General features: G+C 59.5%; 24 protein-coding genes and 1 riboswitch. Of the genes, 6 read left to right on the top strand and 18 right to left on the bottom strand.

Going from position 1 to position 25562, the window contains the following annotated elements:
• Positions 1-32: 32 nt before the first annotated feature.
• Entirely contained in the window at positions 33-200 is a 168-nt protein-coding gene (locus ACLI1O_RS05740; protein ID WP_023017904.1) for a Trm112 family protein, read from the bottom strand.
• Between the two features lie 129 nt (positions 201-329).
• A riboswitch (TPP riboswitch) is annotated at positions 330-443 on the top strand.
• Between the two features lies 1 nt (position 444).
• Here ACLI1O_RS05740 and thiC point away from each other — a divergent pair.
• The 6 genes from thiC to ACLI1O_RS05710 are packed head-to-tail and all read left to right on the top strand — an operon-like array spanning position 445 to position 6351.
• On the top strand, positions 445-2376 hold the full coding sequence (gene thiC / locus ACLI1O_RS05735; RefSeq protein ID WP_284772184.1) for a phosphomethylpyrimidine synthase ThiC: 1932 nt from the start codon (positions 445-447) through the stop codon (positions 2374-2376).
• Positions 2366-3040, top strand: a complete 675-nt coding sequence (locus ACLI1O_RS05730; RefSeq protein ID WP_284772185.1) for a thiamine phosphate synthase — start codon at positions 2366-2368, stop codon at positions 3038-3040. Before thiC ends, ACLI1O_RS05730 begins: the two co-directional genes overlap by 11 nt.
• Positions 3033-4154, top strand: coding sequence for a glycine oxidase ThiO (gene thiO / locus ACLI1O_RS05725; RefSeq protein WP_284772186.1), 1122 nt, complete (start codon positions 3033-3035; stop codon positions 4152-4154). The genes ACLI1O_RS05730 and thiO overlap by 8 nt, the downstream gene beginning before the upstream one ends.
• 38 nt (positions 4155-4192) lie before the next feature.
• Positions 4193-4396: a sulfur carrier protein ThiS gene (gene thiS, locus ACLI1O_RS05720; RefSeq protein WP_284772187.1), complete on the top strand. Its 204-nt coding sequence runs from the start codon at positions 4193-4195 to the stop codon at positions 4394-4396.
• A gap of 9 nt (positions 4397-4405) precedes the next feature.
• Positions 4406-5188 carry a thiazole synthase gene (locus ACLI1O_RS05715; RefSeq protein WP_411707028.1) on the top strand — a complete coding sequence of 261 codons (783 nt, stop codon included), beginning with the start codon at positions 4406-4408 and terminating at the stop codon, positions 5186-5188.
• Entirely contained in the window at positions 5188-6351 is a 1164-nt protein-coding gene (locus ACLI1O_RS05710) for a ThiF family adenylyltransferase (RefSeq protein ID WP_411707027.1), read from the top strand. Before ACLI1O_RS05715 ends, ACLI1O_RS05710 begins: the two co-directional genes overlap by 1 nt.
• Positions 6352-6402: 51 nt before the next feature.
• On the opposite strand, the gene argH is transcribed toward ACLI1O_RS05710, so the two are convergent.
• The 17 genes from argH to uvrA all read right to left on the bottom strand — a co-directional run bounded on the left by argH (position 6403) and on the right by uvrA (position 25518).
• Positions 6403-7842: an argininosuccinate lyase gene (argH, locus tag ACLI1O_RS05705; protein WP_411707026.1), complete on the bottom strand. Its 1440-nt coding sequence runs from the start codon at positions 7840-7842 to the stop codon at positions 6403-6405.
• Positions 7843-7848: 6 nt separating this feature from the next.
• Positions 7849-9069 carry an argininosuccinate synthase gene (locus ACLI1O_RS05700; protein WP_284772191.1) on the bottom strand — a complete coding sequence of 407 codons (1221 nt, stop codon included), beginning with the start codon at positions 9067-9069 and terminating at the stop codon, positions 7849-7851.
• A 78-nt stretch (positions 9070-9147) separates the two neighbouring features.
• Positions 9148-9630, bottom strand: a complete 483-nt coding sequence (locus tag ACLI1O_RS05695) for an arginine repressor (protein ID WP_005282729.1) — start codon at positions 9628-9630, stop codon at positions 9148-9150.
• Between the two features lie 3 nt (positions 9631-9633).
• The gene (gene argF, locus ACLI1O_RS05690) at positions 9634-10554 is read right to left on the bottom strand and encodes an ornithine carbamoyltransferase (RefSeq protein ID WP_284772192.1); all 921 of its coding nucleotides are present in this window, start codon (positions 10552-10554) and stop codon (positions 9634-9636) included.
• Positions 10551-11729: an acetylornithine transaminase gene (locus tag ACLI1O_RS05685; RefSeq protein WP_284772193.1), complete on the bottom strand. Its 1179-nt coding sequence runs from the start codon at positions 11727-11729 to the stop codon at positions 10551-10553. Before ACLI1O_RS05685 ends, argF begins: the two co-directional genes overlap by 4 nt.
• Positions 11726-12661 carry an acetylglutamate kinase gene (argB, locus tag ACLI1O_RS05680; protein ID WP_284772194.1) on the bottom strand — a complete coding sequence of 312 codons (936 nt, stop codon included), beginning with the start codon at positions 12659-12661 and terminating at the stop codon, positions 11726-11728. Before argB ends, ACLI1O_RS05685 begins: the two co-directional genes overlap by 4 nt.
• Positions 12662-12669: 8 nt before the next feature.
• Positions 12670-13839: a bifunctional glutamate N-acetyltransferase/amino-acid acetyltransferase ArgJ gene (gene argJ / locus ACLI1O_RS05675; protein WP_411707025.1), complete on the bottom strand. Its 1170-nt coding sequence runs from the start codon at positions 13837-13839 to the stop codon at positions 12670-12672.
• A gap of 28 nt (positions 13840-13867) precedes the next feature.
• A complete protein-coding gene (gene argC, locus ACLI1O_RS05670) occupies positions 13868-14911 on the bottom strand; it encodes an N-acetyl-gamma-glutamyl-phosphate reductase (RefSeq protein ID WP_284772196.1) in 1044 nt (347 codons plus the stop codon).
• Positions 14912-15113: 202 nt separating this feature from the next.
• The gene (pheT, locus tag ACLI1O_RS05665) at positions 15114-17630 is read right to left on the bottom strand and encodes a phenylalanine--tRNA ligase subunit beta (protein ID WP_284772197.1); all 2517 of its coding nucleotides are present in this window, start codon (positions 17628-17630) and stop codon (positions 15114-15116) included.
• A gap of 23 nt (positions 17631-17653) precedes the next feature.
• Complete coding sequence (pheS, locus tag ACLI1O_RS05660; RefSeq protein WP_239269862.1) at positions 17654-18700, bottom strand: phenylalanine--tRNA ligase subunit alpha; 1047 nt, start codon at positions 18698-18700, stop codon at positions 17654-17656.
• A 120-nt stretch (positions 18701-18820) separates the two neighbouring features.
• Positions 18821-19627, bottom strand: a complete 807-nt coding sequence (locus ACLI1O_RS05655) for a TrmH family RNA methyltransferase (RefSeq protein ID WP_239269863.1) — start codon at positions 19625-19627, stop codon at positions 18821-18823.
• A gap of 93 nt (positions 19628-19720) precedes the next feature.
• The gene (locus ACLI1O_RS05650) at positions 19721-20131 is read right to left on the bottom strand and encodes a TM2 domain-containing protein (protein WP_239275777.1); all 411 of its coding nucleotides are present in this window, start codon (positions 20129-20131) and stop codon (positions 19721-19723) included.
• Between the two features lie 163 nt (positions 20132-20294).
• On the bottom strand, positions 20295-20678 hold the full coding sequence (rplT, locus tag ACLI1O_RS05645) for a 50S ribosomal protein L20 (RefSeq protein ID WP_023017886.1): 384 nt from the start codon (positions 20676-20678) through the stop codon (positions 20295-20297).
• A gap of 56 nt (positions 20679-20734) precedes the next feature.
• Entirely contained in the window at positions 20735-20929 is a 195-nt protein-coding gene (gene rpmI / locus ACLI1O_RS05640; RefSeq protein ID WP_239269865.1) for a 50S ribosomal protein L35, read from the bottom strand.
• A 35-nt stretch (positions 20930-20964) separates the two neighbouring features.
• On the bottom strand, positions 20965-21486 hold the full coding sequence (infC, locus tag ACLI1O_RS05635) for a translation initiation factor IF-3 (RefSeq protein WP_081443661.1): 522 nt from the start codon (positions 21484-21486) through the stop codon (positions 20965-20967).
• Positions 21487-21756: 270 nt separating this feature from the next.
• Positions 21757-22593, bottom strand: a complete 837-nt coding sequence (locus ACLI1O_RS05630) for a hypothetical protein (RefSeq protein WP_239269866.1) — start codon at positions 22591-22593, stop codon at positions 21757-21759.
• A gap of 84 nt (positions 22594-22677) precedes the next feature.
• A complete protein-coding gene (gene uvrA / locus ACLI1O_RS05625) occupies positions 22678-25518 on the bottom strand; it encodes an excinuclease ABC subunit UvrA (protein ID WP_411707024.1) in 2841 nt (946 codons plus the stop codon).
• Positions 25519-25562 lie beyond the last annotated feature (44 nt).

Below are 25562 nucleotides of genomic sequence, written 5' to 3'. Positions count from 1 at the left end.
TATTACGTGTTTTCTTTCCAGAGCGCGTCGCTCTACTTAATGGGCCAGTCCTTGGCTTCGTCGACCAGCATGACCGGAATACCATCCTGCACCGGATAGGCCTTGTTCAGCCTTGGGTTCACCAAATAGTCGCCGTGATCCTCCAGCGGCTGCTTGTCGATGGGGCACACGAGGATCTCTAGGAGCTTCTGATCGATCATGCTGCTTAGTCTAACCCGTACCCCAGACAACCTATTTAGTGACTCCCTGATGTTGCTTGCCGATGTCCCCTCGGTCAATCCCCTAGCCCATATCTTCACCCTCGCGTGCTGTGCGTTACAGTGGAAGGCGCAACCGAACACGGGCGCTCGAGGTATCGAGCTGAGATCGCGCTGTACACCTGCGCGAGTACCGCTAGAACCTGCCTGGTTAGAACCAGCGAAGGAAGAATGAGGAGAGTCAACTATGACGGATACGTCTGCCCAGCACACCCGTACCACCATCCCGAACGACGAGTACGGTGCGGAAATCCACCCGAAGCACAGCTTCGCCCCCATCGAAAAGCAGGTGGAGTCCTTCGGCAAGACCTTCACCCTTGAGGTGCCGGAGACCGAGGTTCAGCTGGACGATTCCCCGACCGGACCGAACGCGCCGCAGAAGCTCTACCGCACCCGTGGCCCGTGGGCCGAGCCGACCGAGGGGCTAGAGGCACTGCGCAGCGAGTGGATCGAAGCTCGCGGCGATGTGGAGGCCTACGAGGGGCGTCGACGCAACCTGTTGGACGACGGTAACCGCGCCCTCAAGCGTGGCGAGGCCAGCGACGAGTGGAAGGGCATAAGCCGCGAGACGCTGCGGGCCAAAGACGGCAAGCGCGTAACCCAGATGCACTACGCACGCCAGGGTATTATCACCCCGGAAATGGAATACGTCGCACTGCGCGAACACTGCGATGTAGAAAAGGTGCGGGAGCAAGTTGCTTCCGGCAAGGCGATCATCCCGAATAACATCAACCACCCGGAATCCGAGCCGATGATCATCGGCAATGCCTTCAACACGAAAATCAACGCCAACATCGGTAACTCCGCCGTGACCTCCTCCATCCGCGAAGAGGTAGACAAGCTGCGCTGGGCTACGCGCTGGGGCGCAGATACCGTAATGGATCTATCCACGGGCAACGACATTCACACCACCCGCGAGTGGATCATGCGTAACTCTCCGGTGCCGATCGGTACCGTGCCGATCTACCAGGCCCTCGAGAAGGTCGACGGCGTGGCCGAGGATCTGACCTGGGAAATCTTCCGCGATACCGTGATCGAGCAATGCGAGCAGGGCGTGGATTACATGACGATCCACGCCGGCGTGCGCCTGCCCTTCGTGCCGCTGACCACCAAGCGCGTGACCGGCATTGTCTCCCGCGGCGGTTCCATCATGGCCGGCTGGTGCCTGGCCCACCACAAGGAATCCTTCCTGTACGAGAACTTCGACGAGCTGTGCGAGATCTTCGCCAAGTACGATGTCGCGTTCTCGCTTGGCGATGGCCTGCGCCCCGGCTCGATCGCCGATGCCAACGACGCAGCCCAGTTCGCAGAGCTAAAGACCATCGGCGAGCTGACCCACCGCGCCTGGGAGTACGACGTTCAGGTCATGGTCGAAGGCCCGGGCCACGTGCCACTGAACATGGTGCAGGTCAACAACGAAAAGGAGCAGGAATGGTGCGGCGGCGCTCCGTTCTACACCCTGGGGCCGCTGGTTACCGACATTGCCCCCGGCTACGACCACATCACCTCCGCCATCGGTGCAGCCAACATCGCCATGGGCGGTACCGCAATGCTGTGCTACGTCACCCCGAAGGAGCACCTGGGTCTGCCGAACAAGGATGACGTGAAGACCGGCGTGATCACGTACAAGGTCTCCGCGCACGCGGCGGACGTCGCCAAGGGCCACCCTGGCGCCCACGAGTGGGACGATGCGATGAGCAAGGCGCGCTTCGAATTCCGTTGGCACGACCAGTTCGCCCTGTCCCTGGACCCGGATACCGCCCAGTCCTACCACGACGAAACCCTGCCCGCGGAGCCGGCGAAGACCGCCCACTTCTGCTCGATGTGCGGACCGAAGTTCTGCTCCATGCGCATCAGCCAGGATATCCGCGACGCGTTCGGCGAGAAGATCGACGAGGCTCTGGCCACCGACCAAAAGCAATCGCTAGTCAAGGACCTCGGCTTGCCGGGCTTCGGCCGCCAGAGTGTGGACGAAGAGCACTTCACTAATGCCGAGGGCGAAGAAGAAATGGCCGAGGAGTTCCGTCGTGCAGGATCCAAGCTCTACCTAAACCGGGACGAGGCCAAGGAAGTTTCTGAGGACCTGCAGAAGGAAGCAGCGGCGTACAGTGAGCGCTAACCAGCTGGACCTGCGGTGCTACCACGTGACGGGCGCACCGCAGGAGAAGGTCGTACAGGTTGCCGCAGCGGCAGCAGCCGGTGGCGCGGGCGTGATTCAAGTTCGCAGTAAGCCCATTAGCGTGCGCGATCTGACCGCGCTTGCTATCGACGTGGCGGCGGCGGTCGAAGAGGCCAATTCAGCAACGCGGGTGCTTATCGATGACCGAGTCGACGTGGCCGCCGCGCTAATGTGTAAGCACAATATCCACGGCGTACACATCGGCCAGGACGACCTGGATCCGCGCCTGGCACGGCAGATTCTTGGCGAGGATGCGATCATCGGGTTGACCACCGGCACCCTCGAGCTCGTGCAGGGTGCTAACGAGTACGCCGATGTGATCGACTACATCGGTGCGGGTCCGTTCCGCCCCACGCCCACGAAATCCTCTGGTCGAGCCCCGCTGGGATTGGAAGGCTATCCCCCGCTCGTCGCGGCTTCGGCCGTTCCGGTGGTGGCGATTGGTGATGTGCAAGCCACCGACGCCGAAGCGCTGGCGGAAACCGGTGTGGCTGGTGTCGCGATTGTGCGCGCATTTATGGACTCCGACGATCCGGCGGCGCTGGCGACCACGGTTGTCCGAGCTTTCGACCGCGCGAATGCAGCCACAGGTTCACATGAATAATGCCGAGCACGCCATCATTGGCGCGGGAATCATCGGGCTTAGCACCGCATTCGAGCTGGTGGATGCGGGTGTCGACCCACGGGAAATCGTGGTGATCGATCCCCACCCCATTAGCGGAGCCACGTTCGTGGCCGGCGGCATGCTGGCTCCGGTGGCGGAGGTGCAATACCGGCAAGAGCCGTTGTACCCGCTGATGGTTGCTTCAGGCGAGATGTTCCCGGATTTGCTAACCAGGTTGAGTGCGAAAACGACCGCTCCGACGGGGCATCGCCGTGAATCCACCCTGGTGGTGGGCGCCGACCGCGCCGATGGCGTGCACATCCGCGAACTGCTGGCGCTACAGCAGAAACACGGCATGGATGCCCACGCGCTGCCACTTCGGCAGGCCCGAAAGCTAGAGCCTGGGCTCAGCCCCCAGCTGGCCGCCGCAGTGGAAATCCCGGGCGATCACCAGATCAACCCGCGCATGTTCAGCGCGTGCCTGTTGGAATACCTGCAGCACGCCGGGGTTCGCTTCGTGGCTACGGCGGCAACGCGCATCGACGGGCACACTGTGCTGCTTGCCGATGCCCAGCTGGTCACCGCCGACATGATCTACCTCTGCAACGGTCTGGGCGCCAAAGACGTGGATGGCTGGTTCGAGGGCGCCAATCCCCTAGCGCTACGGCCGGTGTTGGGTGACATGCTAAGGCTGCGGGTACCAGAAGAGCTAGCGCCAATCACCCGAGTGGTGCGCGCATTCGTGGAGGATCGGCCGGTGTATGTTATCCCCCGCACCGACAGCACCATCGCTATCGGTGCCACCAGCCGCGAGGACAACCGCAAGGGCCCGTCCGTGGACGGTGTGCACACGCTCCTTCGCGATGCTATCCGCGTGGTGCCGGGGCTGGAGGACTGCGAGTTCATCGAGGCTATCGTTGGAGCCCGGCCTGGCACCCCCGATGATTTGCCCTACCTGGGCAAAGTACGCGACGGGCTAGTGGTTTCCACCGGCTACTTCCGCCACGGAATCCTCCTGTCCGCCCTGGGAGCTAAGGTGGGTGCCCAGTTGGGAATGGGCACGTCCCCGAGGATGGACATCTCGGCCTGCGATCCGCTACGCCACGCCCGATAGCCTCACAAGAATAGCCTCACAAGAAAGGAATAAGCACCATGGACTACACACTTAATGGCGAGCCCCGCCACAGCGATGGGCCGATCACCGTGAGCGCCATCGTAGAAGCAGAGACTGGCGATGCCTCGCCAAAGGGCGTGGCCGTGGCCATTAATGGCGATGTGATCCCCGCCAGCAACTGGTCTCATGAGGTTACCGACGGCGACCAATTGGATGTCCTCATCGCGGTACAGGGCGGGTAGGAATCTCCTATGCTTACTATTGCAGACAAACAATTCGATTCGCACCTAGTAATGGGAACCGGCGGGGCCAGCAGCCAGGACATGCTGGAGCAATCCCTGGTTGCCAGCGGTACGCAGCTCACCACCGTCGCCATGCGTCGGCACAGCGCTAAGAGTCCCGGTGGCGAGTCCATCTTCGAGCTCTTACAGCGGTTAAACATTGACGTGCTGCCCAACACTGCGGGATGCCGCACCGCCCGCGATGCCGTAACCACCGCCAAGTTAGCCCGCGAGGCGCTGGGCACCAATTGGGTGAAGGTAGAGGTGATCGCTGATGACCGTACGCTTTTGCCCGACGTGGTGGAGCTCGTAGATGCGTGCGAGATGCTGGTTGCCGAAGGATTCGTAGTGCTGGCATACACGAGCGACGATCCGGTCATCGCCAAGCGGCTAGAAGACGTGGGCGTGGATGCGGTGATGCCTTTGGGCTCGCCCATCGGCACGGGCCTGGGCATCCTGAATCCGCACAATATTGAGCTGATCTGTTCGCGTACCCACGTGCCCGTACTGCTGGATGCCGGTGTGGGCACAGCCTCCGATGCTGCACTGGCTATGGAGCTGGGCTGCGACGGCGTTCTCCTCGCCAGCGCTATCAACCGCTGCCAGGATCCCCTGGCAATGGCCACTGCAATGAAATACGCCGTGGAAGGCGGCCGGTTGGCCCGCCAAGCCGGCCGCATTCCAAAGCGACAGCACGCCGTAGCATCGTCATCGTTTGCAGGCTTGGCTAGCTGGGAAGACAAGGTCCTGTAATGAGCCAACTGCCCCACGATGAGCTGCATAGAGTGGCCCGTCAAACCCTGCTGCCCGGCTTTGGCATCGCCCAGCAGGAAGCGCTGCACTCCACCCACGTCTTCGTCATCGGCGCTGGTGGTTTGGGCTGTCCCCTGATGCAGCAGCTGGCTGCCGCCGGCGTGGGTGAGATCTCTGTGATCGACGACGACACGGTGGATTTGAGCAATATCCACCGCCAGATTCTATTTGGCGCCCACGATGTGGGAAGGCCCAAGGTGGAGGTCGCCGCCGAACAGCTCCAGCAACTACAGCCCGGCATCGTCGTGCATGCGATTCGCGACCGACTTACTTCTGACAATGCCGTGGACTACCTCCGTGGGGTGGACATCCTGGTGGATGGTTCCGATACGTTTACCACCAAATTCCTAGCAGCCGATGCCGCGGAAATCACCGGCACCCCGCTGGTATGGGGCTCGGTGCTGCGTTTTCGGGGCGACTGCGCGGTGTGGTGGTCTGGGCCCGGCGCCGAGTCGGGCGTGGGCATGCGCGACCTCTATCCCCTGCAGCCCGACCCCGATTCCGTCCCGGATTGCGCCACCGCCGGCGTGCTGGGTGTGACCACCAGCGTGGTCGCGGGCCTGATGTCCACCGAGCTGATCCAGTTCGCAACGGGCATGAACCGCGAGCGGGTGGGCCTGCTAAGCATCTACAATGCACTAACCGCCTCCATCGACCACTTCCGCGTGCCCCGCGACCCAGCACGCGAACTAACCACCCAGCTGCAGCATGACTACGGTGGCGCTGCCTGTGCCGTGCCGGAGGCTGCTGATAGCGCTGACGAGTTATTCGATAAGCTGCGCGATGGCGCCGCGGCCATCGATGTGCGCGAAATCAGTGAAGCCGCCATCGATGATTTCTTTTTTGACGCCACCGCCAAACATTTCCACTTACCAACCTCCGTATGGCTGGAAGATCCAGAGGCAGCGCGCAGCTTGCTCGATTCCCTGCAGGCCGAGGGGCTTAGCGAAGCGTGGGTGTACTGCGCCTCCGGCAAGCGCTCTGCCAGCTTCATCTCAGCTTTCGCCGAGGAGGGCGAACGGCGCGGCATCACTTTGCACAACGTCGCAGGCGGCATAAAGGGCCAGCCCGCGACATCTCATGGAATGCCTTCCTCTCATTGATGAGGGCATTTTTATCTTCTAGATAAGCCAGGGGCCTAGTCTGTCGCCCCTCTAGTTCTGCGTGCGCACTGGCTTGGTGGCCCACTTACGCGCCGCGGCGGCATGTTCGCGGACGGTTTCGCGCTGCTCAGCAACGCGGACGCCGGCGGTCCCGCCCTTAGTTGTGCGGGAAGCGACCGCACCATCAATGGTCAGAACCTCGCGCACCTCTGGCGTCAGCCGCTTGTCGACGCCCATGAGTTCCTCATCAGTGAGATCCACCAGGTCCACTCCCCGCTCTTCGGCGATGCGTACGCACGCGCCGGAAGCTTCGTGTGCTTCGCGGAAGGGCACGCCTTGGCGCACCATCCACTCGGCCAAGTCGGTGGCCAAGGTGAATCCGCGTGGCGCCAACTCGCGCATCCTGTCTTCATTAAAGGACAAGGTGGACACGAGCCCGGTCATCGATGGCAACAATAGGTTGAGCTGTGCCACCGAGTCCACGATGGGTTCTTTGTCCTCTTGCAGGTCGCGGTTATAAGCCAGCGGCTGTGCCTTGAGCGTGGACAACAACCCGGTGAGATTGCCAATCAGGCGCCCAGTCTTGCCGCGGGTAAGTTCCGGGATATCCGGGTTCTTCTTCTGCGGCATGATGGATGAGCCCGTGGACCATGCATCGTCCAAGGTGACGTAGCCGTATTCCGGGGTGCACCAGTAAATGATCTCTTCTGCCAGCCGGGACATGTCAACGGCGATCTGTGCCAAGACAAAGGCCGTCTCCGAAGCGAAATCGCGAGAAGCGGTGCCATCCAAGGAGTTCTCCGCGGCTGAATCAAAGCCGAGTTCCGCGGCGATGGCCTCTGGATCGAGCTGCAGGGAGGAACCTGCGAGTGCACCCGAACCATATGGAGATACGGCTAGCCGCTTATCCAAGTCCTGCAGTCGCTGAATATCGCGCAACAGCGGCTGAGCGTGGCCCAGCAGCTCGTGCGCAAGCAAGATGGGCTGCGCGGCTTGGGAGTGCGTTTTACCCGGCATGATGGCCTCGGGGTGCGCGGCGGCTTGATCCGCTAGGGCATCGACAAGCTCGGAGACCTGCACTGCCGTATCGCGGATGGCATCGCGCACCCACATGCGAAAGAGCGTGGCGACCTGGTCATTGCGGGAACGTCCCGCGCGCAGGCGGCCGCCCACCTCGGGACCGACGATGTCGATAAGGCCGCGCTCCATGGCGCCGTGCACGTCTTCATCGGTGGGTGCTGGGACAAATTCGCCCGAAGCTACCCTCTCCCCGAGCTCGGTGAGCCCGGAAAGCATGGTGTCGAGGTTGGCATCGGAAAGCAGCCCTGCCTTGTGCAGCACCTTGGCATGCGCCTTCGAGGCAAACACGTCGTAAGGGGCAAGCACCCAGTCAAAATGGGTGGAAACCGAGAGGGCGAACATCGCCTCGGAAGGGCCGCCGGAGAATCGGCCGCCCCAGAGCGCGCCTTCGTTAGTCTTGTGTGGTTCCATCGGTGCCTATTTCTCTGCGCTGGTGGGGAAACCACCCTCGCGGTCACGCTGGTTGGAAATCTGGGTGGACAAGCCGTGCAACTGGACAAAGCCCTTTGCAGCGGTCTGGTCGAAGGCATCGCCGGTGTCGTAGGTAGCCAAATCGAAGGAGTACAGCGACTGGCCAGAGCGGCGGCCGGTCACGGTCGCGGTACCTGCGTGCAGGCTCAGGCGGATATCGCCAGTGACATTCTCCTGGGACTCCTCGATGAAGGCGTCCAGGGAGCGCTTGAGCGGCGAGTGCCACAGGCCGTCGTAGACCTCTTCGGACCACCGTGCATCCGTCAGGCGCTTGTAGCGCGCGAGCTCGCGCTCCACGGTGACATCCTCCAGCGCCTCGTGGGCCTGGATGAGCACCATGGCACCCGGTGCCTCGTAGACCTCGCGGGACTTAATGCCCACCAACCGGTCCTCTACCATGTCTAGGCGGCCGATGCCCTGGGCGCCGGCGCGGCGGTTGACCTCTTCGATGACCTGCAGCGGGGTCAGCTTCTTGCCATCGACAGCAACCGGAACACCCTTCTCAAAGGAAATGATGATCTCATCCGGAGCATTGCCCAGGCCCGGATCTTCCGTATATGCGTAGAGATCCTTTGTCGGTGGGTTCCACAGATCCTCAAGGAAGCCGGTTTCTACCGCACGGCCCCACAGGTTCTGGTCGATGGAAAATGGCGAGGCCGCCGACTGCTCAATGGGCAGGTTAATCTCTTCTGCAAAATCGATGGCCTTATCGCGAGTCCATGCATAATCGCGTGCTGGGGCCACAATCTCTAGCGATGGATCCTGGGCGCGGAAAGAAACCTCAAAGCGCACCTGGTCATTGCCCTTACCGGTACAACCGTGGGAGACGTGCGTCCCGCCGTGCTCCTGCGCGGCCTTCACGAGGTGCTTGGTAATAAGCGGGCGGGAAATGGCAGATACCAGCGGGTACTGCTTCATATACATGCCATTCGCCTTGATGGTGGGCACGCAGTATTGCTCCGCAAACTCATCTTTGGCATCGATAACGATGGACTCCACCGCGCCGCAATCGAGTGCGCGCTGGCGTACGGACTCCATGTCCTCGCCGCCCTGGCCCAAGTCAAGGGAGACGGCAACGACATCGCCGCCGGTCATTTTTGCCAGGTATGGAATGGCTACCGAGGTATCGAGGCCACCGGAATAGGCCAAGACTACGCGTGCAGACATGCTAAGACTCCTTAATTAATTGAAAACAATTCGGTTAGTTACATAATATACGATCGGTTGCGAGAATGCCACCATTTATTAAATCCTCTGCGAGGTCAGCGTCTCCGCCAATTCTGCGCCGGTAACTCCCTCGCGCGCCAGCACAAAAATGGTGTCATCACCAGCGATGCACCCCACCACGTCGTGCAGACCCACGCGGTCGATAAAGCTGGCGAGGTATTGCGCCGCGCCCGCTGGCGTGCGCAGCATTGCAATATTCATCGAGGAATCGTGAGAGACCACCAATTCATCCAACATGCGCCGCAGCTTCTCGCGCGGTCCGCCAACCTGGTCTTCGAATTGCTCCAGCTCGCCGGCGACCATATAGTACGAGCGCCCACCGTCTCGCTTGACCTTCTTCGCTCCCAGCTCATCAAGATCCCGCGACAGCGTGGCCTGCGTAATATCGATGCCTTCTGCCAACAAAAGCTCCGATAATTGCACCTGGCTCGTGACGCGATTGCGGTCCAGGATTTCCAAAATCTTTGCCTGCCGGGCAGTTCGAGTGCTCGGAGTGCTCATGACCTAGTTGTTCTCCTTATTGATATCAAGCAACCACACCAATAGTGCCTTTTGGGCGTGCAGGCGGTTTTCCGCCTCATCAAAAACCCGGGACTGCGGTCCGTCGATAACCTCTTCGGTCACCTCATTCCCACGATAGGCCGGCAGGCAGTGCAAGAAAATCGCGTCTTGCTTTGCCTTAGCCATCACGTCTTTAGAGACCTGATATGGCAAGAACGGGGTGCGCCTGTCCTGGCCATCGTTTTCCTGTCCCATAGATACCCAGGTATCCGTTATTACCACATCAGCGCCGGAAACTTCTTCCACATCATCGGTCACCGTCACATTGCCGCGCCGCCGTGCTCGCTCGACAAATTCGGGACGGGGCTGGAACCCTTCCGGCGACACGATGGAAATATCCATGCCTGCGGTAGCAAAGCCAATCATATAAGAATTGGCCATATTATTATTGCCATCCCCAAGATAGACCGCCTTGCGGCCAGCAAGATCGCCAAAGTTCTCCCGGCAGGTTAGAAGATCAGCCAGGATTTGGCAGGGATGCAGGTCATCGGAAAGCGCATTGACCAGCGGAACCGTCGATGTCTCCGCCATCTGTTCCAGGTTGTCGTGGGCATAGGTACGCCAGACGATGGCCTCCACGTAACGGGACAGGACCGCGGCCGTATCCTGGTAGGACTCGCCCTTGCCCATCTGCGTGCCCGAAGAGTCAACGGTAATGGCGCTGCCGCCCATGTGCGCGATTCCAGTTTCAAAAGAAAAGCGGGTGCGCGTAGACGTCTTATCAAAAAGGACGGCTACCGTCTTTGGGCCTTCCAACGGGCGACGCGCGAACGGATCGGCCTTGAGTTTAACCGCGAGATCGAGGACTTCTTTTTGTTCCTCTGGGCTAAGGTCATCATCGGCTAAGAAATGGCGCAAGCTCATACTAATTCCTCCACAACGGTGCGTAGCTTTTCCAAGGCAGTATCGATTTCCTGCTGGGAAATGACCAGTGGCGGGGTAAGGCGCAGGATCTTCTCGCTCGGGGCATTGAGGATAATCCCCTGCTCAAATCCACGCTTGACGGCCTCGCGAGCCACCGGTGCATTTAATACAACACCTAGCATAAGACCGCGGCCGCGCACATTGCTGACCCCGGAAATCTTTTTGACTTGCTGCGTTAAATACTCTCCCTTTGCGGAGACATCATTCAAAAACTTCTCATCGAGGGCATCGAGTACAACATTGGCCGCCGCACACGCCACGGGGTTTCCGCCAAAGGTGGTCCCATGGGAACCTGGCTGGAATAAGTCCTTGGCGCGACCGCGGGTGATGGTGGCGCCGATGGGCAATCCGGCACCCAACCCCTTGGCCATGGTGATGACATCGGGGGAAATATCTTCGAGCTCGTGGGCAAAGAATTGCCCCGTGCGCCCAGCTCCGGCCTGAACCTCATCGACGATGAGCAAAATACCGTGTTCATCGCATAAATCAGAAACGGCGCGCATAAAACCGGCGGGAGCTGGGATGACCCCGGTCTCGCCCTGAATTGGCTCGAAGATTATGGCGGCGGTATCCGCGGCATCTTGCTCCACCAACTGGCGCAGGTAGTCGATATCGCCGTAGGGGTAAAATTCCACGCCACTAGGCAGTGGGCGGAATGCCTTTTGTTTATCGGGCTGCCCAGTCATGGCCAAAGAGCCCATCGTGCGGCCGTGAAAACCATGGTGTGCAGCAAGGATGCGCCGCTTACCGGTCAGCCGTGCGAGTTTGAATGCCGCCTCGTTTGCCTCCGATCCGGAGTTGCAGAAAAATACGCGCGCCTCGCTATCGCCCACCCGTTCAATCAGCTTTGCCCCGGCGTCTAGCACGGGTTGGGTGGCAAAAAGATTGGAGGTATGCACAAGGGCGCGGCTTTGCTTGGCAACAGCATCTGCTACCTCCGCATTGCCATAACCCAAGGAAGTAACGGCGATACCCGCCAGCAGGTCAATGTAGGTTTTCCCGTTTTCATCAGTAAGGGTGGCGCCCTCCCCGGACACCAAGCCTAGCGGTGGCTGGCCATAGGTATTGGCCAGCGTTTCTGACCACCGGCCGGTTAGTGTTTCTTGCATGCTCATGCGATATCGTCCTTCCTAAACACTGTGCCTTCGGGATAATCATGTTTTTCGTAATCATCGGGCAGGACCATCGTTCCAATGCCGCCCGGGGTTAAAAGCTCAAGGAGCACGGAATGGCCTATTCGTCCATCGATGACGTGCGCCGCGGAAACCCCGCCCTGCACGGCGTTGAGGCAGGATTCCATCTTGGGAATCATGCCGGAGCTCAGGCCGGGAAGCAGTCCGGTAAGTTCATCGCTTTCGATTTTGGACACTAGGGAATCTTTATTTGGCCAGTCGGTATAAAGGCCTTCCACGTTGGTCAAAATGACCAGGCGTTCTGCTCCCAGTGCACTCGCTAGCGCACCCGCGGCGCTATCGGCGTTGATGTTATACACCTCGCCATCAGATCCTGGCGCGATGGTAGAGACCACCGGGATGCGGCCGGCCTCGATGATGTCATTGACGGCTGCCGGGTTGACCTCCACGATATCGCCCACCATGCCGATATCGGTTGCCTCTCCTTCTACGTCCACAAAGCGCTTGGTGGCGCGGAAGAGACCTGCGTCTTCACCGCTTGTGCCCACGGCGTATGGCCCGTGCGAGTTGATGAGGTTCACCAGTCCGCGGCCGACTTGACCAAAAAGGACCATGCGCACCACGTCCATGATTTCGGGTGAGGTGACGCGGAAACCGCCCTTAAATTCTCCTTCTATGCCGAGCTTATCCAGCATGGAATTGATCTGCGGGCCACCACCGTGGACGACGACGGGCTTTGCCCCGATGGTGCGCAGAAACACCATATCCGCCGCAAAGGCTTCCTTGAGTTCCTCATCCACCATGGCGTTGCCGCCATACTTGACGACGACGATTTTATCGCGGAAGTGCTGCAGCCATGGCAGGGCTTCAGCCAGCACCGTAGCGCGTTCCTGATTATTTAATCCGGGAAACATTTCTCCTCCTAGGAGCTATACGCCGAGTTGATCTCAACGTAGGAGTAGGACAGGTCCGTAGTGTAGACGAACGCCGTTCCCTCACCGCCGGTGCCGAGATCCACGCGGACATCGATATCCGCCCCGCTCAAGTCCACATCGCGGGCTCCGGGCGCGCCCGTCGAGTGCACGCATACCGGCTGGTCATTGAAGTAGACGGAGATATTGTCCGGATCCATGTCCGCATCCGCCATGCCGACGGCGGCCAGTACCCTGCCCCAGTTGGGATCGGAACCGAACATGGCGCACTTGAATAAGTTATCCCGCCCCAGGGTGCGAGCGGCATTAAGCGCCTGCTCATCAGAGCCCGTGCCTTCGACGGTGATCTTTACGCGCTTTGTCACTCCCTCAGCATCGGCCTGGAGCTGATCCGCAATATCCGCGCAGACCTCAAGGATTGCCTGATCCAACTCCTCTTCGCTGGGCTGGACGCCGGAGGCCCCGGAAGACATGACGATCACGGTGTCATTGGTAGAGGTCGAACCGTCCACATCCAAGGTATTAAACGTCTGTGCGCAGGCCTTCTCCAGCGAGCTTTGCAGGACCGCTGCGTCAGCGACGGCATCGGTAGTAATGCAGACCAACATCGTGGCAAGCGACGGCGCCATCATGCCAACGCCCTTGCCCATAGCGCCCACGAACCAACCATCACCCGTATAAACAGATTCCTTAGGAACGGTATCCGTGGTCATAATCGCAGTGGCGGCGTCATTGCCGTGCTGTGGGGTCGTGCCCACGTGATTGACTACGTCCGCGATGCCCGCAAGCGCATTGTCCATAGGCAGCGGCTCGCCGATGAGCCCGGTAGAACAAATGGCAATATCCTTCACGGCGATATCCGTGCCATGGGATACGGCATCGACCATTGCGCGTGCATCGACGTCGCCTTGCGCGCCGTTGCACGCATTGGCATTGCCGGAGTTGATGACTACGGCGCGCAGCTGGCCATCCGCTACGGCCTCGCGGGAGACCTTAACGGGGGACGCCACCACGCGATTGCGCGTGAACACTGCCGCGGCGTCCGAGCGCGGGCCTTCATTGATAATCAATGCCAAGTCCGACTTGCCAGAGGGCTTGATTCCGGCCTTCACGGCGCCGGCGCTAAATCCGGCGGGCCCGGTTATTCCAGGTGTAGTCATAAAATTCTCCTCTAATTAGTGCGCAGCCCTACGGGGCGACTGCGGCTTGGGGCAATCCCAAAGTTTCTGTCCATCCCAGCGCAAGGTTCATGCATTGCACGGCGGCACCGGCAGTACCCTTGCATAAATTGTCGAGCGCCGCGGTGATGATGAGGCGGTGGGAATTGTCATCGACATGGGCTTGGATATGCACCATGTTCGTGCCCACCACGTTCTGGGTTTCCGGTTGTTGGCCTTCTGGCAGCACGAGGCAGAAAGGCTCATCTGCATAAAATTCTTCGAAGGCGGTGCGCACCTGCTGCTTGCCGATGCCCCCTTTCAGCTCCGCCGTAATCGTCGCCAGAATCCCTCGGGGCATGGGTGCGAGCACCGGGGTGAAACTCACGGATACCTGGTCGCGAGAAAATGGTTGCAGGTTTTGTACGATTTCCGGGGTATGGCGGTGGGTGCCGCCTGGTTTATAGGCCTTGACGTTTCCCATGGTCTCCGCGCCCAATTGCGCGACGGATGCCTTCTTTCCCGCTCCGGAGACGCCGGTAATAGCGATGACGGACAGGGCGGGCTCCACGAGCTCGCGGGCAATGGCGGGCAACGCCCCCAAGGTAATGGCCGTGGGGAAACAACCAGGCACGGCGACCCGGTTTGTACCTTTAAGGTTCGACCTATTGCCCGGGATTTCCGGGATACCGTACGGCCACTGCCCCGCATAGTCCCCGCCGTAGTAGGCTGCCCAATCGCTCTCCTCGCGCAGCCGAAAGTCGGCGGCGCAATCGATGATGGTGACCTCATCGCCTAATTGCTCCGCGAGCCGCGCCGAGTGCCCGTGCGGCAAGCCCAAGAAGACGACGTCGTGTCCGGCTAACTCTTCGGGCGTGGTGTCAGCAATGACGCGATCTGCCAGCTGCGGCAGATGCGGCATGATTTCTGCGACGCGCTGGCCCACTTGGGAATTTCCCGTCAAGGAACCGATGCGCAGGTCACCGGAGTGATAGGCAGGGTGGGATAGCAGCAGGCGCAGTGTCTCACCGCCGGCGTATCCTGTGGCCCCTGCCACTGCTACTGAAATCGTCATACGAGGAACTATAGCAAGAAATACGTTACGCTGTATGTTATTCAGTGAATTGGGTTACTTTCCCCAGTTCAGGCGGCATGAAAATAATTAACATGTTGCATGAAAACGCAAAACGGCGAAGACCCAAGACCCGAGTGGTTTATGTTCCACCAAAGTCTGGTTCTTCGCCGTTTAATGCAAAAGGCTGGGCTTCTGGCCCGTCCTATGCTCGCATTTCTGCGCCGAATCGCTGCTTGGCCAATTCGGCGGCCGTCGTGCGGTGCTCGTTGACTTCCTCATCGGTCAAGGTACGGTCCGCAGCGCGGAATTGCAGCTGGAAGGCCAAGGACTTCTTGCCCTCACCCAATTGCTCACCGCGGAAGATATCAAACAAGTCGACCGACTCGATGAGGTCTCCCGCACCCTCTTCCACCGTGGCGCGCACCTTTTCCGCTGGGATATCCTCATCCACTACCAACGCGATGTCCTGGTGCAAGGCTGGGAATGCCGACAGTACCGGCGCTGGGAAGCGCTCGGTCAGCGGCAGCGCGGTGATATCAAGCTCCATCGCGCACGTGCGCGGTGGCAGGTTGAGGGCCTCAAGCACCTGCGGGTGCAATTCGCCGGCATAGCCCACGATGTCATCGGCTCCTGCCACCTTGATGGCGGCGCACCGGCCTGGGTGCCACGGCAGGTGGTCCGCGGCTTCGACCTCGATATCCAGGCCAGCGGCGCGGGCCACCAAACGCGCGGATTCAATCGCGTCCGCGTAAGTGTAATCGCGGCCTTCGCCCCACGGCCCCTCGTGCTCCATCTTGCCGGTTGCAACGGTTGCCACGTGCAAGGGCTGTTCAGGAAGCGTGCGCAGGAGTTCTTCTACCACTTCATCGCCAGGACGCTGCGCAACAGACGGCATGGGCGAAGATTCTGCGCGCTTGAAGGCTACTTGCTGCAGGCCATAGAGGGCTAGATCCTTGCGTCCGCGAGCTACGTTGCGACCCAAAGCCTCAAGCGTTGCGGGGAGCAAGGTCGTGGCCAAGATGGCCTTGTCAGATTCCAAGGGGTTCTGCACGGCGACGGTATTGCGGCGAGCATCGTCAGCCGCAAGGCCCCACAAATCAAAGGTGTCGTTTGCGATAAACGGCGTGGGCAAAACCTCTGCATAGCCCGCATAAGCCAAACCGTGGCCAATGGCGCGGCGGCGCTTTTGCGTTGGGGTCAAACCGCGACCGCCAGCCGGCGTGGGCAGAACGGTGGGGATATCCTCTAGGCCTTCCAGGCGCAGGACCTCCTCAATGAGGTCAACGTCCATGGAAATATCGGTACGCCACGTCGCGGGCGTAACCTGCAGAACCGAATCCGATCCTTCCTCGACCGTGCAGCCCACCTCTTTAAGGCGGGAGATAACGGTCTCGCGGGAGTATTCGACGCCGGCGTATTCGCTCGGTTTTTCGGCACGCAAGCGAATGGCTTGGGGCTCGGCTATCTCTCCGACGAGGGTACGCCCCTTTTCGACCGTTCCGCCCGCAATGGAGTGCAATAGCGCGCACGCAATATCAAGGGCCACCTCAACGAGGGCAGGATCGACGCCGCGCTCAAATCGGCGGGATGCCTCAGAGGACAGCTTGTGGCGGCGAGAGGTACGGGCCACGGTAATGGGATCCCAGATAGCGGATTCGAAGTAGACATCCGTGGTCTGATCAGAAATCTCTGAGTGCGTGCCGCCCATAACACCGGCTAACGATTGGATGCCGTTGTCATCACAGATGACCACGTCTTCACCAGAGAGCTCGCGCGTGACGTGATCGAGGGTCTCAAACTTCTCGCCCTCTTGTGCATTGCGCACCGTGAGATCGCCCGCGATTTCATTGGCATCAAAGGCATGCATCGGGGTGCCCAAAAGCAACATGACGTAGTTGGTCACGTCCGTTGCCACATTGACGCTGCGTTGGCCGCACAGCATGAGTTCGCGCTCCATCCAAAATGGCGTGCGCGCCTGCGGATCGATGCCGCTTACCTTGCGCACGCCAAATCGCTGCGCCTTTGTCTCCTCGCGTAGATCGATGTTGATAAGCGAGCCTTCTGCCTCTGGCACCGCAGAGGTATCGATTCCGGCCACCGCTGGATCATCGGCGACGTCCTTAAACTGCAGATCGAAGGAAGAGGCGATTTCGCGGCTGAGACCACGGGCGGATAGCGCGTATCCGCGGTCTGGGGTGATGTTGACGTCAAAGTCGGTATCGGACAGGCCGATAGCTGGGCGAGCATCTTCGCCAACCATATCCGCGACTTCCTCACCCAGGACGATGATGCCGTTTGCCTGCGTGCCAAGGCCCAGCTCAGCAGCGGAGCACATCATGCCATTGGAGATGTGATCGTAGGTTTCGCGCGCCGCGATTTTGAACCCACCAGGCAGCTCTGCGCCGGGCAGGGAGACTACGACGTAATCGTGCAAGCGGAAGTTACGCGCACCGCAGATAATGCCCTGCAATTCACCGGTGCCATTTGCCTGGCCAACGTTGACCTGGCAGTACCGGATGGGCTTTTTGAACTGCGTGAGCTCTTCGATTTCTACGACCTGGCCAATAACCAATGGGCCAGTAGTCTCGGGGATCGGCTCATATCCTTCGGTTTCAAAGCCCACGCGGACGAAACCGGAGTCCATATCTGCAGCGGACACGCTCCAATTCGGATTGGAGGCGCCAAGGATACGGGTAACCCAGTCTTGGGAAATAAGCATGATGTATCTATCCTTTCTGGGTTTTAAGCCTGTACGCCAAAGGGCAGGGTGAAGCGGACATCGCCTTCAACCATGTCGCGCATATCGGTTAGTCCATTGCGGAATTGCAGGGTGCGCTCAAGGCCCATGCCGAACGCGAAGCCCGTGTACTCTTCCGGGTCAACGCCTACCGCGCGCAGCACGTTGGGGTTGACCATTCCGCAACCGCCCCATTCAATCCAGCCGGCGCCGCCCTTTTTATTGGGGAACCAGACGTCCACCTCGGCGGAAGGCTCCGTGAACGGGAAGTAATTCACGCGCATGCGCGTCGTGGTTTCGGAACCGAAGAGCACCTTGGCTAGGTGCTCGAGCGTTCCGCGCAGGTGAGCCATGGTAAGTCCCTTATCCACGGCAAGGCCCTCCATCTGGTGGAAGACCGGGGTGTGGGTGGCGTCCAGTTCGTCCGTACGGAAAACGCGCCCTGGGCAGGCGATGTACAAGGGCACATCGCGCTCGAGCATCGTGCGCACCTGCACAGGCGAGGTGTGCGTGCGCAGGACCTGCTTGGAGCCTTCCTTGCCCACGTGGAACGTATCCTGCAGGGTGCGCGCTGGGTGATCCGGCTTAAAGTTCAGGGCATCGAAGTTAAAGTACTCGGCCTCAATCTCTGGGCCATCGGCGATTTCCCATCCCATGCCAACGAAAATATCGGCAATGCGCTCCGATAAGGACGTAATGGGGTGCAGCGCACCCGTTTGCGCTCGGGTCGTAGGAATGGTCACATCGACGGTTTCGGCCTTGAGCTGGGCCTCGCGGGCCTGCTGCTCCAATTCCTCCTTGACCTGCGCAAACCGCTTTTCCATCTTGCCGCGGGCCATGTTGACGGCCTTACCGGCGGCTTTGCGTTGATCCTTAGGTATTTGGCCGAGGGATTGGCGGGCTTGCGGGATATACCCGTTATCGCCTAAGTGCTCGCGGCGGGCAGCGGCGAGATCCTCTAGGGTCTCTGCTGCTTCGAAGGCTGCGATAGCCTTATCGGCCGCGGCCCCGAGGGCCTGTTCGGTCAATTCGATCTGCGGTGTATCGGACACGTACTTCGTACCTTCTTCTCGCGCGAAAACTAACGCGTGCAATCTTACTCTGTCACTAGGACACGGACAGCCCCAGGGACCCCCTTTTCATTCGCTAACGCGGAGCAACGCGATTGCGGCCTAGTTCTGGTCCTGCGCCTTGGCGGATTCGTACAAGCAGATGCTGGCCGCGGTGGCAAGGTTGAGTGACTCCGCGCTCCCCCGCAGTGGGATGCGTACCCGCATATCGGCCTCTTCAAGCAGCTCGCCCAGCCCGTGAGCCTCATTGCCGAAGAGCCAGGCGGTGGGTTGGGAGAGGTCGGCATCAGCAAGCTCTACTTCCCCATCCGCGGCTGTGGCAACGATTTGCATGCCAGACTTGCGCAGCTGACCCAATACGTCCTTGATATTTGGATCGCGCGCGACAGGGACGTGGAATAAGGAGCCGGCTGAAGCGCGGACAACCTTGCTGCCTAAGGGATCCACGGTCTCGCCTGCAAAGATCACGCCATCGGCGCCCATCGCATCCGAAGTCCTAATCAACGTACCCGCGTTTCCGGGCTCAGAGGTAAGCACCGGCACCGAAATCAACTTCGGCTTCCCATTAAGAATCTTTCCCGCAGACCACAAGACGGAAGAACTGCACAAGGCAAAAATTCCCGTCGTCGTCGCGGTATCGGCCAAGTGCTTCGCGGCCTTATCTGTAATGGGGTGAACATAAACGTCCATATACCCGCAAGCCGTAACGATGTCCGCGAAGCGCTCTGCAGCCTTTTCCGTCACGAATACATCCGTCGCCGCCCCCGTGGATACTGCGGCGTCGACAGCATTTTCGCCCTCGATGATGAACTGTTTCGCCTTCTTACGGCTAGCAGCCCGGTGCAATTTCGCCGCGTTGACGATGCGCGGAGTGCGTTCAGTAAAGGCCGAGTCAAAGTCTAAATTCATAGGCCCTACCCTACCTTGGGCACGTTTGCGCACGTTCCGAACCTTAGGTATAACAAAGCCCTGCCAGAAATCCGGCAGGCCATGGGAAAAGTATTATTTCTTTAGCGGAACTCCGCGTGCGTCTTTGTCGTAATCGCCCACGCCAAGGAGAATCATGAAGAACTCAATAAACACCCAGATTCCTAGAACGGTCCAGAAAAGGAAGCCCAACAGGAACCAGAAGGTAAACCAGCCGAGGATATTCAGCGACAACTGCACGATGGCATAAGTTGTACGGCCAGTGTAGAAGTTATGCGCTCCAACACTGCCCAAGAAGAAGCACAGAAGCAACGCAGCTACCCAGGACTTTTGGTTACCAGTCGCCGCATATTGTTGCTGAGGATAGCCCTGCTGCGGATAGCCACCAGAGTGGAATTCCTGGGAGTAATACGGCCGATCCTGGCCGGAAAATTGACTTGAACCAGGGTTGCCTTCTGGTTGCTCGCAGTTATATGGGCTCGTCATGCCGCGCCGGTCTTCTTGCAAATGCTGGTTTTATCGACTCATCAATTTAGCACATACAGCGAACAGATTATTAGCAGGCTTGAGACAGTGAGATAGAACAAAACCCACCCCTCACCGCGTCGAGCGGCGTGGAGTGGGCGAGCAGCTATGTAGCTGGAAAGGCTTACGCAGCCTTTGGTGCGTTGACGTCCTCAGGCAGGGCGGCCTTAGCGGTCTCGCACAGTGCGGAGAAAGCCTCGAAGTCGTTGACGGCAAGCTCGGCGAGGATCTTGCGGTCTACCTCGATCTCGGCCAAGCGCAGCCCGTGGATGAGGCGGTTGTAGGTGATGTCATTCATGCGGGCAGCAGCGTTGATGCGCTGGATCCACAGCTTGCGGAACTCGGACTTACGCGCGCGGCGGTCGCGGTAAGCGTAAGTCATAGAGTGCAGCCACTGCTCCTTAGCCTTACGGTACAGGCGGGAACGCTGACCGCGGTAACCCTTGGCGGACTTCAGGATCGCGCGACGCTTCTTCTTTGCGTTAACTGAGCGCTTTACTCGTGCCACAGTAATACTTCCTTAAATTCTGGTTGAGATGGTGGATGTGGGTTGATTGGGCGCTATTAAGCGCGACCGAGCAGGCGCTTGACGCGCTTGGTGTCTGGCTGGGAGACGGACTCGGTGCCCTTGAGGCGACGGGTACGCTTGGAAGGCTTGCCCTCCAGCAAGTGGCGGCGGTTTGCCTGCTCGCGGCGCAGCTTGCCGGAACCGGTCACCTTGATGCGCTTTGCGGTGCCCTTGTGGGTCTTCTGCTTCATGAGTATAAGTCCTTAAATCCTACGTGGAATATGGTTTACTTTTTGCCCTTACGAACCGGACCCAAAACCATGGTCATGTTGCGACCATCCTGCTTGGGGCGGGACTCAACTACGCCAACCTCAGCGACGTCATCGGCCAACCGCTCCAAAAGCCGGAAACCTAGCTCCGGTCGCGATTGCTCGCGGCCGCGGAACATGATGGTCACCTTAACCTTGGATCCCTTTTCCAGGAAGCGAACTACGTTACTCTTCTTGGTCTCATAATCGTGATCGTCGATCTTCGGACGGAACTTCTGTTCCTTCACCACGGTCTGCTGCTGGTTCTTACGAGATTCGCGAGCCTTTTGGGCCTGCTCATACTTGAACTTGCCGTAGTCCATGATTTTGGCAACTGGGGGCTTAGCCTTTGGAGCAACCTCGACCAAATCCAGGTCAGCTTCATAGGCAAGCTTGCGGGCATCATCGGTGCGGACGATACCCACCTGTTCACCACCGGGGCCGACAAGACGGACCTCGGGTACTCGGATACGCTCATTAATGCGAGCTTCAGCGCTGATTGTGGTTCTCCTCGATTAGGGGTTTTGGGTAATGAGTTCACCTACCGTGGACCACAAACGAATCTAACCCGGTCTGCCAAAGGCAGCCGGGAGATCTCACAGAGCCAGACGTAAATGTCTGGTTACCTTTACCGTTATCCAACGAACCTGAAGTTCGCGGCATCGGGTGGGAGAATCTCCGCTTGTGACCCAGGTTCCTAGAAAAGGTACCTTGGGCGGTAGTGGATACGACACTAGCAGCCGCTACCATTTAAGGCAAACCGCAGAATACTAGGCATCCTCGCAGGTGGAATCGGGCTCTAGTTTTTCATCCGCAATGGCTTTATCAATGGACTTGAGGACATCATCGGCAAGGTCATCGATCGCGGCGGAGCCATTTTCATAATCCTCGCCCTCGACGATGACGCTCAAGGCCACGCCTACCCTTTTACCGTCCTTTTCATGGACACCGAATTGCCGGAAGGTGTAGTCATCGCTATTTTCATCGAGCCCCCACCCGCTTTTTGCCCGGGTGCTTGTGTGTTTGGAGAGGCCAACGTTTTGCCATTCCACGATGTCATTTAATACCTCATGGACATATTCGGCTTCTTTGATGCAGGGCAATTGCGCCCCGAAATTTGCTTGCTCCTGCAATGGCCAGATGGAGTACCCAAAAGCATCGTCCTCAATGGAGGCATTCGAGCCGTGCTCGCGCAAGAGCTTTTCCACCGCCTCCGAGGCCACACCTTCTTCCCACTGCACTTGCGACCACAATGCGTAGGCGGCATCATTATCGGATTCCTTGATGGCCAAATCCACCAAGGATGGATCGGCGCCGTCCTGCAGGGCCGTAATCGCGATGGGCACTTTGATGGTGGACCATGCTGGGCCTTCGCCTTTGTCGCCCGCAGAAATTTTTTCTTCGCCGACGGAGATGGCCACGCCGACCTTAGCGTCATAGTCCTTGGACACTGCCGCAATGGCGCGGTCTAGATCTTTGGCGATTGCGGCATCGGCATTATCGCTAGCGCTTGCCGATGCCCCTTCCCCCGCCGTATCCGGCGCCTGTTCCGGCGACGAGCACGCCGCCACGGCAGCAAGCGATACCGTCGCCAGTATCGCTCCCATTCTCCGCCGCAGATTCATTCCTCACAGACTAGCCCATCTTTTAGAAAGGGGACAATTTTTCACAGAAACTATCGACTTTAGTTTTTAAGGAAGCAGTTCCTTGAGGTAGCCGCCGGTATAGGAGCCTTCCACTTGTGCAACCTTTTCCGGCGTACCCTGCGCAACCACGGTGCCGCCGCCGGCACCGCCTTCAGGGCCCATATCCACAATCCAGTCCGCTGCCTTGATGACATCGAGGTTGTGCTCAATGATGAGCACGGAATTGCCCTTATCTACCAAGCCTTGAATCACCAGCATCAACCGGCGAATATCCTCAAAGTGCAGACCGGTCGTCGGCTCATCCAAGATATAGATGGTGCGGCCATTGGTGCGCTTTTGCAGCTCCGAGGCGAGCTTCACGCGCTGAGCCTCACCGCCGGACAACGTGGTGGCGGCTTGGCCGAGGCGGACGTAGCCCAGGCCGACATCGACAAGCGTGGCCAAGTGGCGGTGGATGGAGGTAATGGGCTCGAAAAAGTCCGCGGCTTCAGAAATCGGCATGTCCAGCACTTCCGCGATGTTTTTGCCCTTGTAGTGGACCTCCAGGGTCTCGCGGTTATAGCGCGCGCCCTCGCAGACCTCACACGGGACATAAACATCCGGCAAGAAGTTCATCTCAATCTTGATGGTGCCATCGCCCTGGCAAGCCTCGCAGCGCCCGCCTTTGACGTTGAAGGAAAAGCGGCCGGCCTTGTAACCGCGCACCTTTGCTTCTTGGGTCTCCGCAAAAAGGTTGCGAATCTTATCAAAGACGCCGGTGTAGGTCGCCGGGTTGGAACGCGGGGTGCGGCCAATCGGGCTCTGATCCACCTGCACCAATTTATCCAGGTGCTCAATGCCCTCCACGCGCTTGGCGCGCCCAGGAACCTGCCGGGCGCGGTTCAAGTTATTGGCCAAGGTCTTGGCGAGGATTTCATTGACCACGGTGGACTTGCCGGAGCCGGATACGCCGGTAATGCACACCAGAACGCCGAGCGGAATCTCAACGTTGATTCCCTTGAGGTTATTTTCCCGGGCACCAACCACCTTCAGGGTGCGGTCCTTATCGATCTCGCGGCGGTGATCCGGAACGGCCAGGACCTTGGAACCGGATAGGTACTGCCCCGTTAGAGACTCCTTTACCTTCTCCACGCCGGCGGGCTCGCCTTGGTAGACCACTTCGCCGCCGTATTCGCCGGCGCGCGGGCCCACATCCACGAGCCAATCGGACGAGCGAATGGTGTCTTCATCGTGTTCGACCACGATGAGCGTATTGCCGATATCGCGCAGACGCTGCAAGGTCGAAATCAGGCGGTGATTATCGCGCTGGTGCAAACCGATGGACGGCTCGTCCAACACGTAGAGCACACCGGCAAGCCCGGATCCAATCTGCGTGGCCAGGCGGATGCGCTGGGCCTCCCCGCCAGACAGGGTCGAGGCGCCGCGGTCCAGGGTGAGGTAGTTAAGGCCCACGTCCAATAAGAAGCGCAGGCGGGCTTGGGTCTCCTTCAACACCGCCCCAGCGATGATTTCCTCGCGGTGACCCAAGACCAGCGAATCCAAAAACTCCGAGGCATCCTCGATGGACAGGGCGCTAAGCCCCGCGATGGACTGTTCGCCATGCGTGGTCGACGCCAGGCGCACGGCGAGGATTTCCGGCTTCAGGCGCGTTCCCTTACACGTGCTACACGGCACCCGGCGGGTGTATTGCAGCAGCCGATCCTTTTGGGACTGCGAATCCGTGGTATCCAATTTGCGGTGCAGGAATCCGACGGCACCCTCAAAGGGCGCGGTCCAATTGCGCTGGCGGCCATAGCGGTTCTTATAGCGCACCCGCACCTCGGTTTCGGTGCCATAAATCAACGCATCGCGCTGCTCCTTGGTCAGCTCGCTGACAGGGGTCTGCGGGTCAAAGCCCAGGGCCTTGCCCAAACCTTCCACGAGTTTGACGAAGTACCGGGAATTCGGGCTGGAATGCCACGGCTGCACGGCATCGACAGCCGGGGCATCCGGATCCGGGATGAGCAGGTCTACATCCACTTCGAGCTTCGTGCCCAAGCCATCGCAGACCGGGCAGGAGCCAAAGGGCGCGTTAAAGGAAAACGCGCGTGGCTCGTACTCCTCGATGGTGAGGGTATGGCCGTTGGGGCAGGCCGCCTTCTCGGAATAGGTATGCGTGAGTTCCTCTTTATCAACAAACTCGATGGTGACGAGGCCATCGGCAAGCCGCAAAGCCGTTTCCACGGAATCGGTGAGGCGCTGCTTCTGCGATGCCTTGACCTGCAGCCGGTCCACCACCACCTCGATGGTGTGTTTGACCTGCTTCTTTAGCTTCGGCGGATCGCTTAATTGGTGGGTCTCACCATCCACGCGCACGCGGGAGTAGCCCTGCGCCGAAAGGTCCTGGAAGAGGTCGACAAACTCACCCTTGCGCTTGCGGGCCACCGGGGCAAGCACCTGGAACTTCAGCTTTTCTTCCTGCTCCAGGACGGCATCAACGATCTGCTGCGGCGTCTGGCGCTCGATGACGGCATCGCACTTGGGGCAGTGCGGGGTGCCGGCGCGCGAGAAGAGCAAGCGGAGGTAATCGTAAATTTCCGTAATCGTGCCCACGGTAGAGCGCGGGTTGTGGTTCGTAGACTTCTGATCGATGGACACCGCCGCCGACAGGCCACCGATGTATTCCACATTGGGTTTATCCATCTGGCCCAAAAACATCCGGGCATAAGAGCTCAACGATTCCACGTAGCGGCGTTGGCCCTCCGCGAAGATGGTATCGAAGGCCAGCGAGGACTTACCAGAGCCCGAAAGCCCAGTAAAAACCACCATTTTATCGCGCGGAATATCGATATCCACGCCCTTGAGATTGTGTTCCCGTGCGCCTCGCACAATCAATCGTTCTGCCACTGCGCTCCAGCCTCCACATCATAGATTTTAATCTCCCCTTGAAT

Origin of the sequence: Corynebacterium sp. LaCa78 (assembly GCF_046717505.1) — a bacterium.
GTDB lineage: Bacteria > Actinomycetota > Actinomycetes > Mycobacteriales > Mycobacteriaceae > Corynebacterium.
The sequence above is the reverse complement of the archived record's forward strand: the minus strand, read 5'-3'. Positions and strand labels throughout refer to the sequence as shown.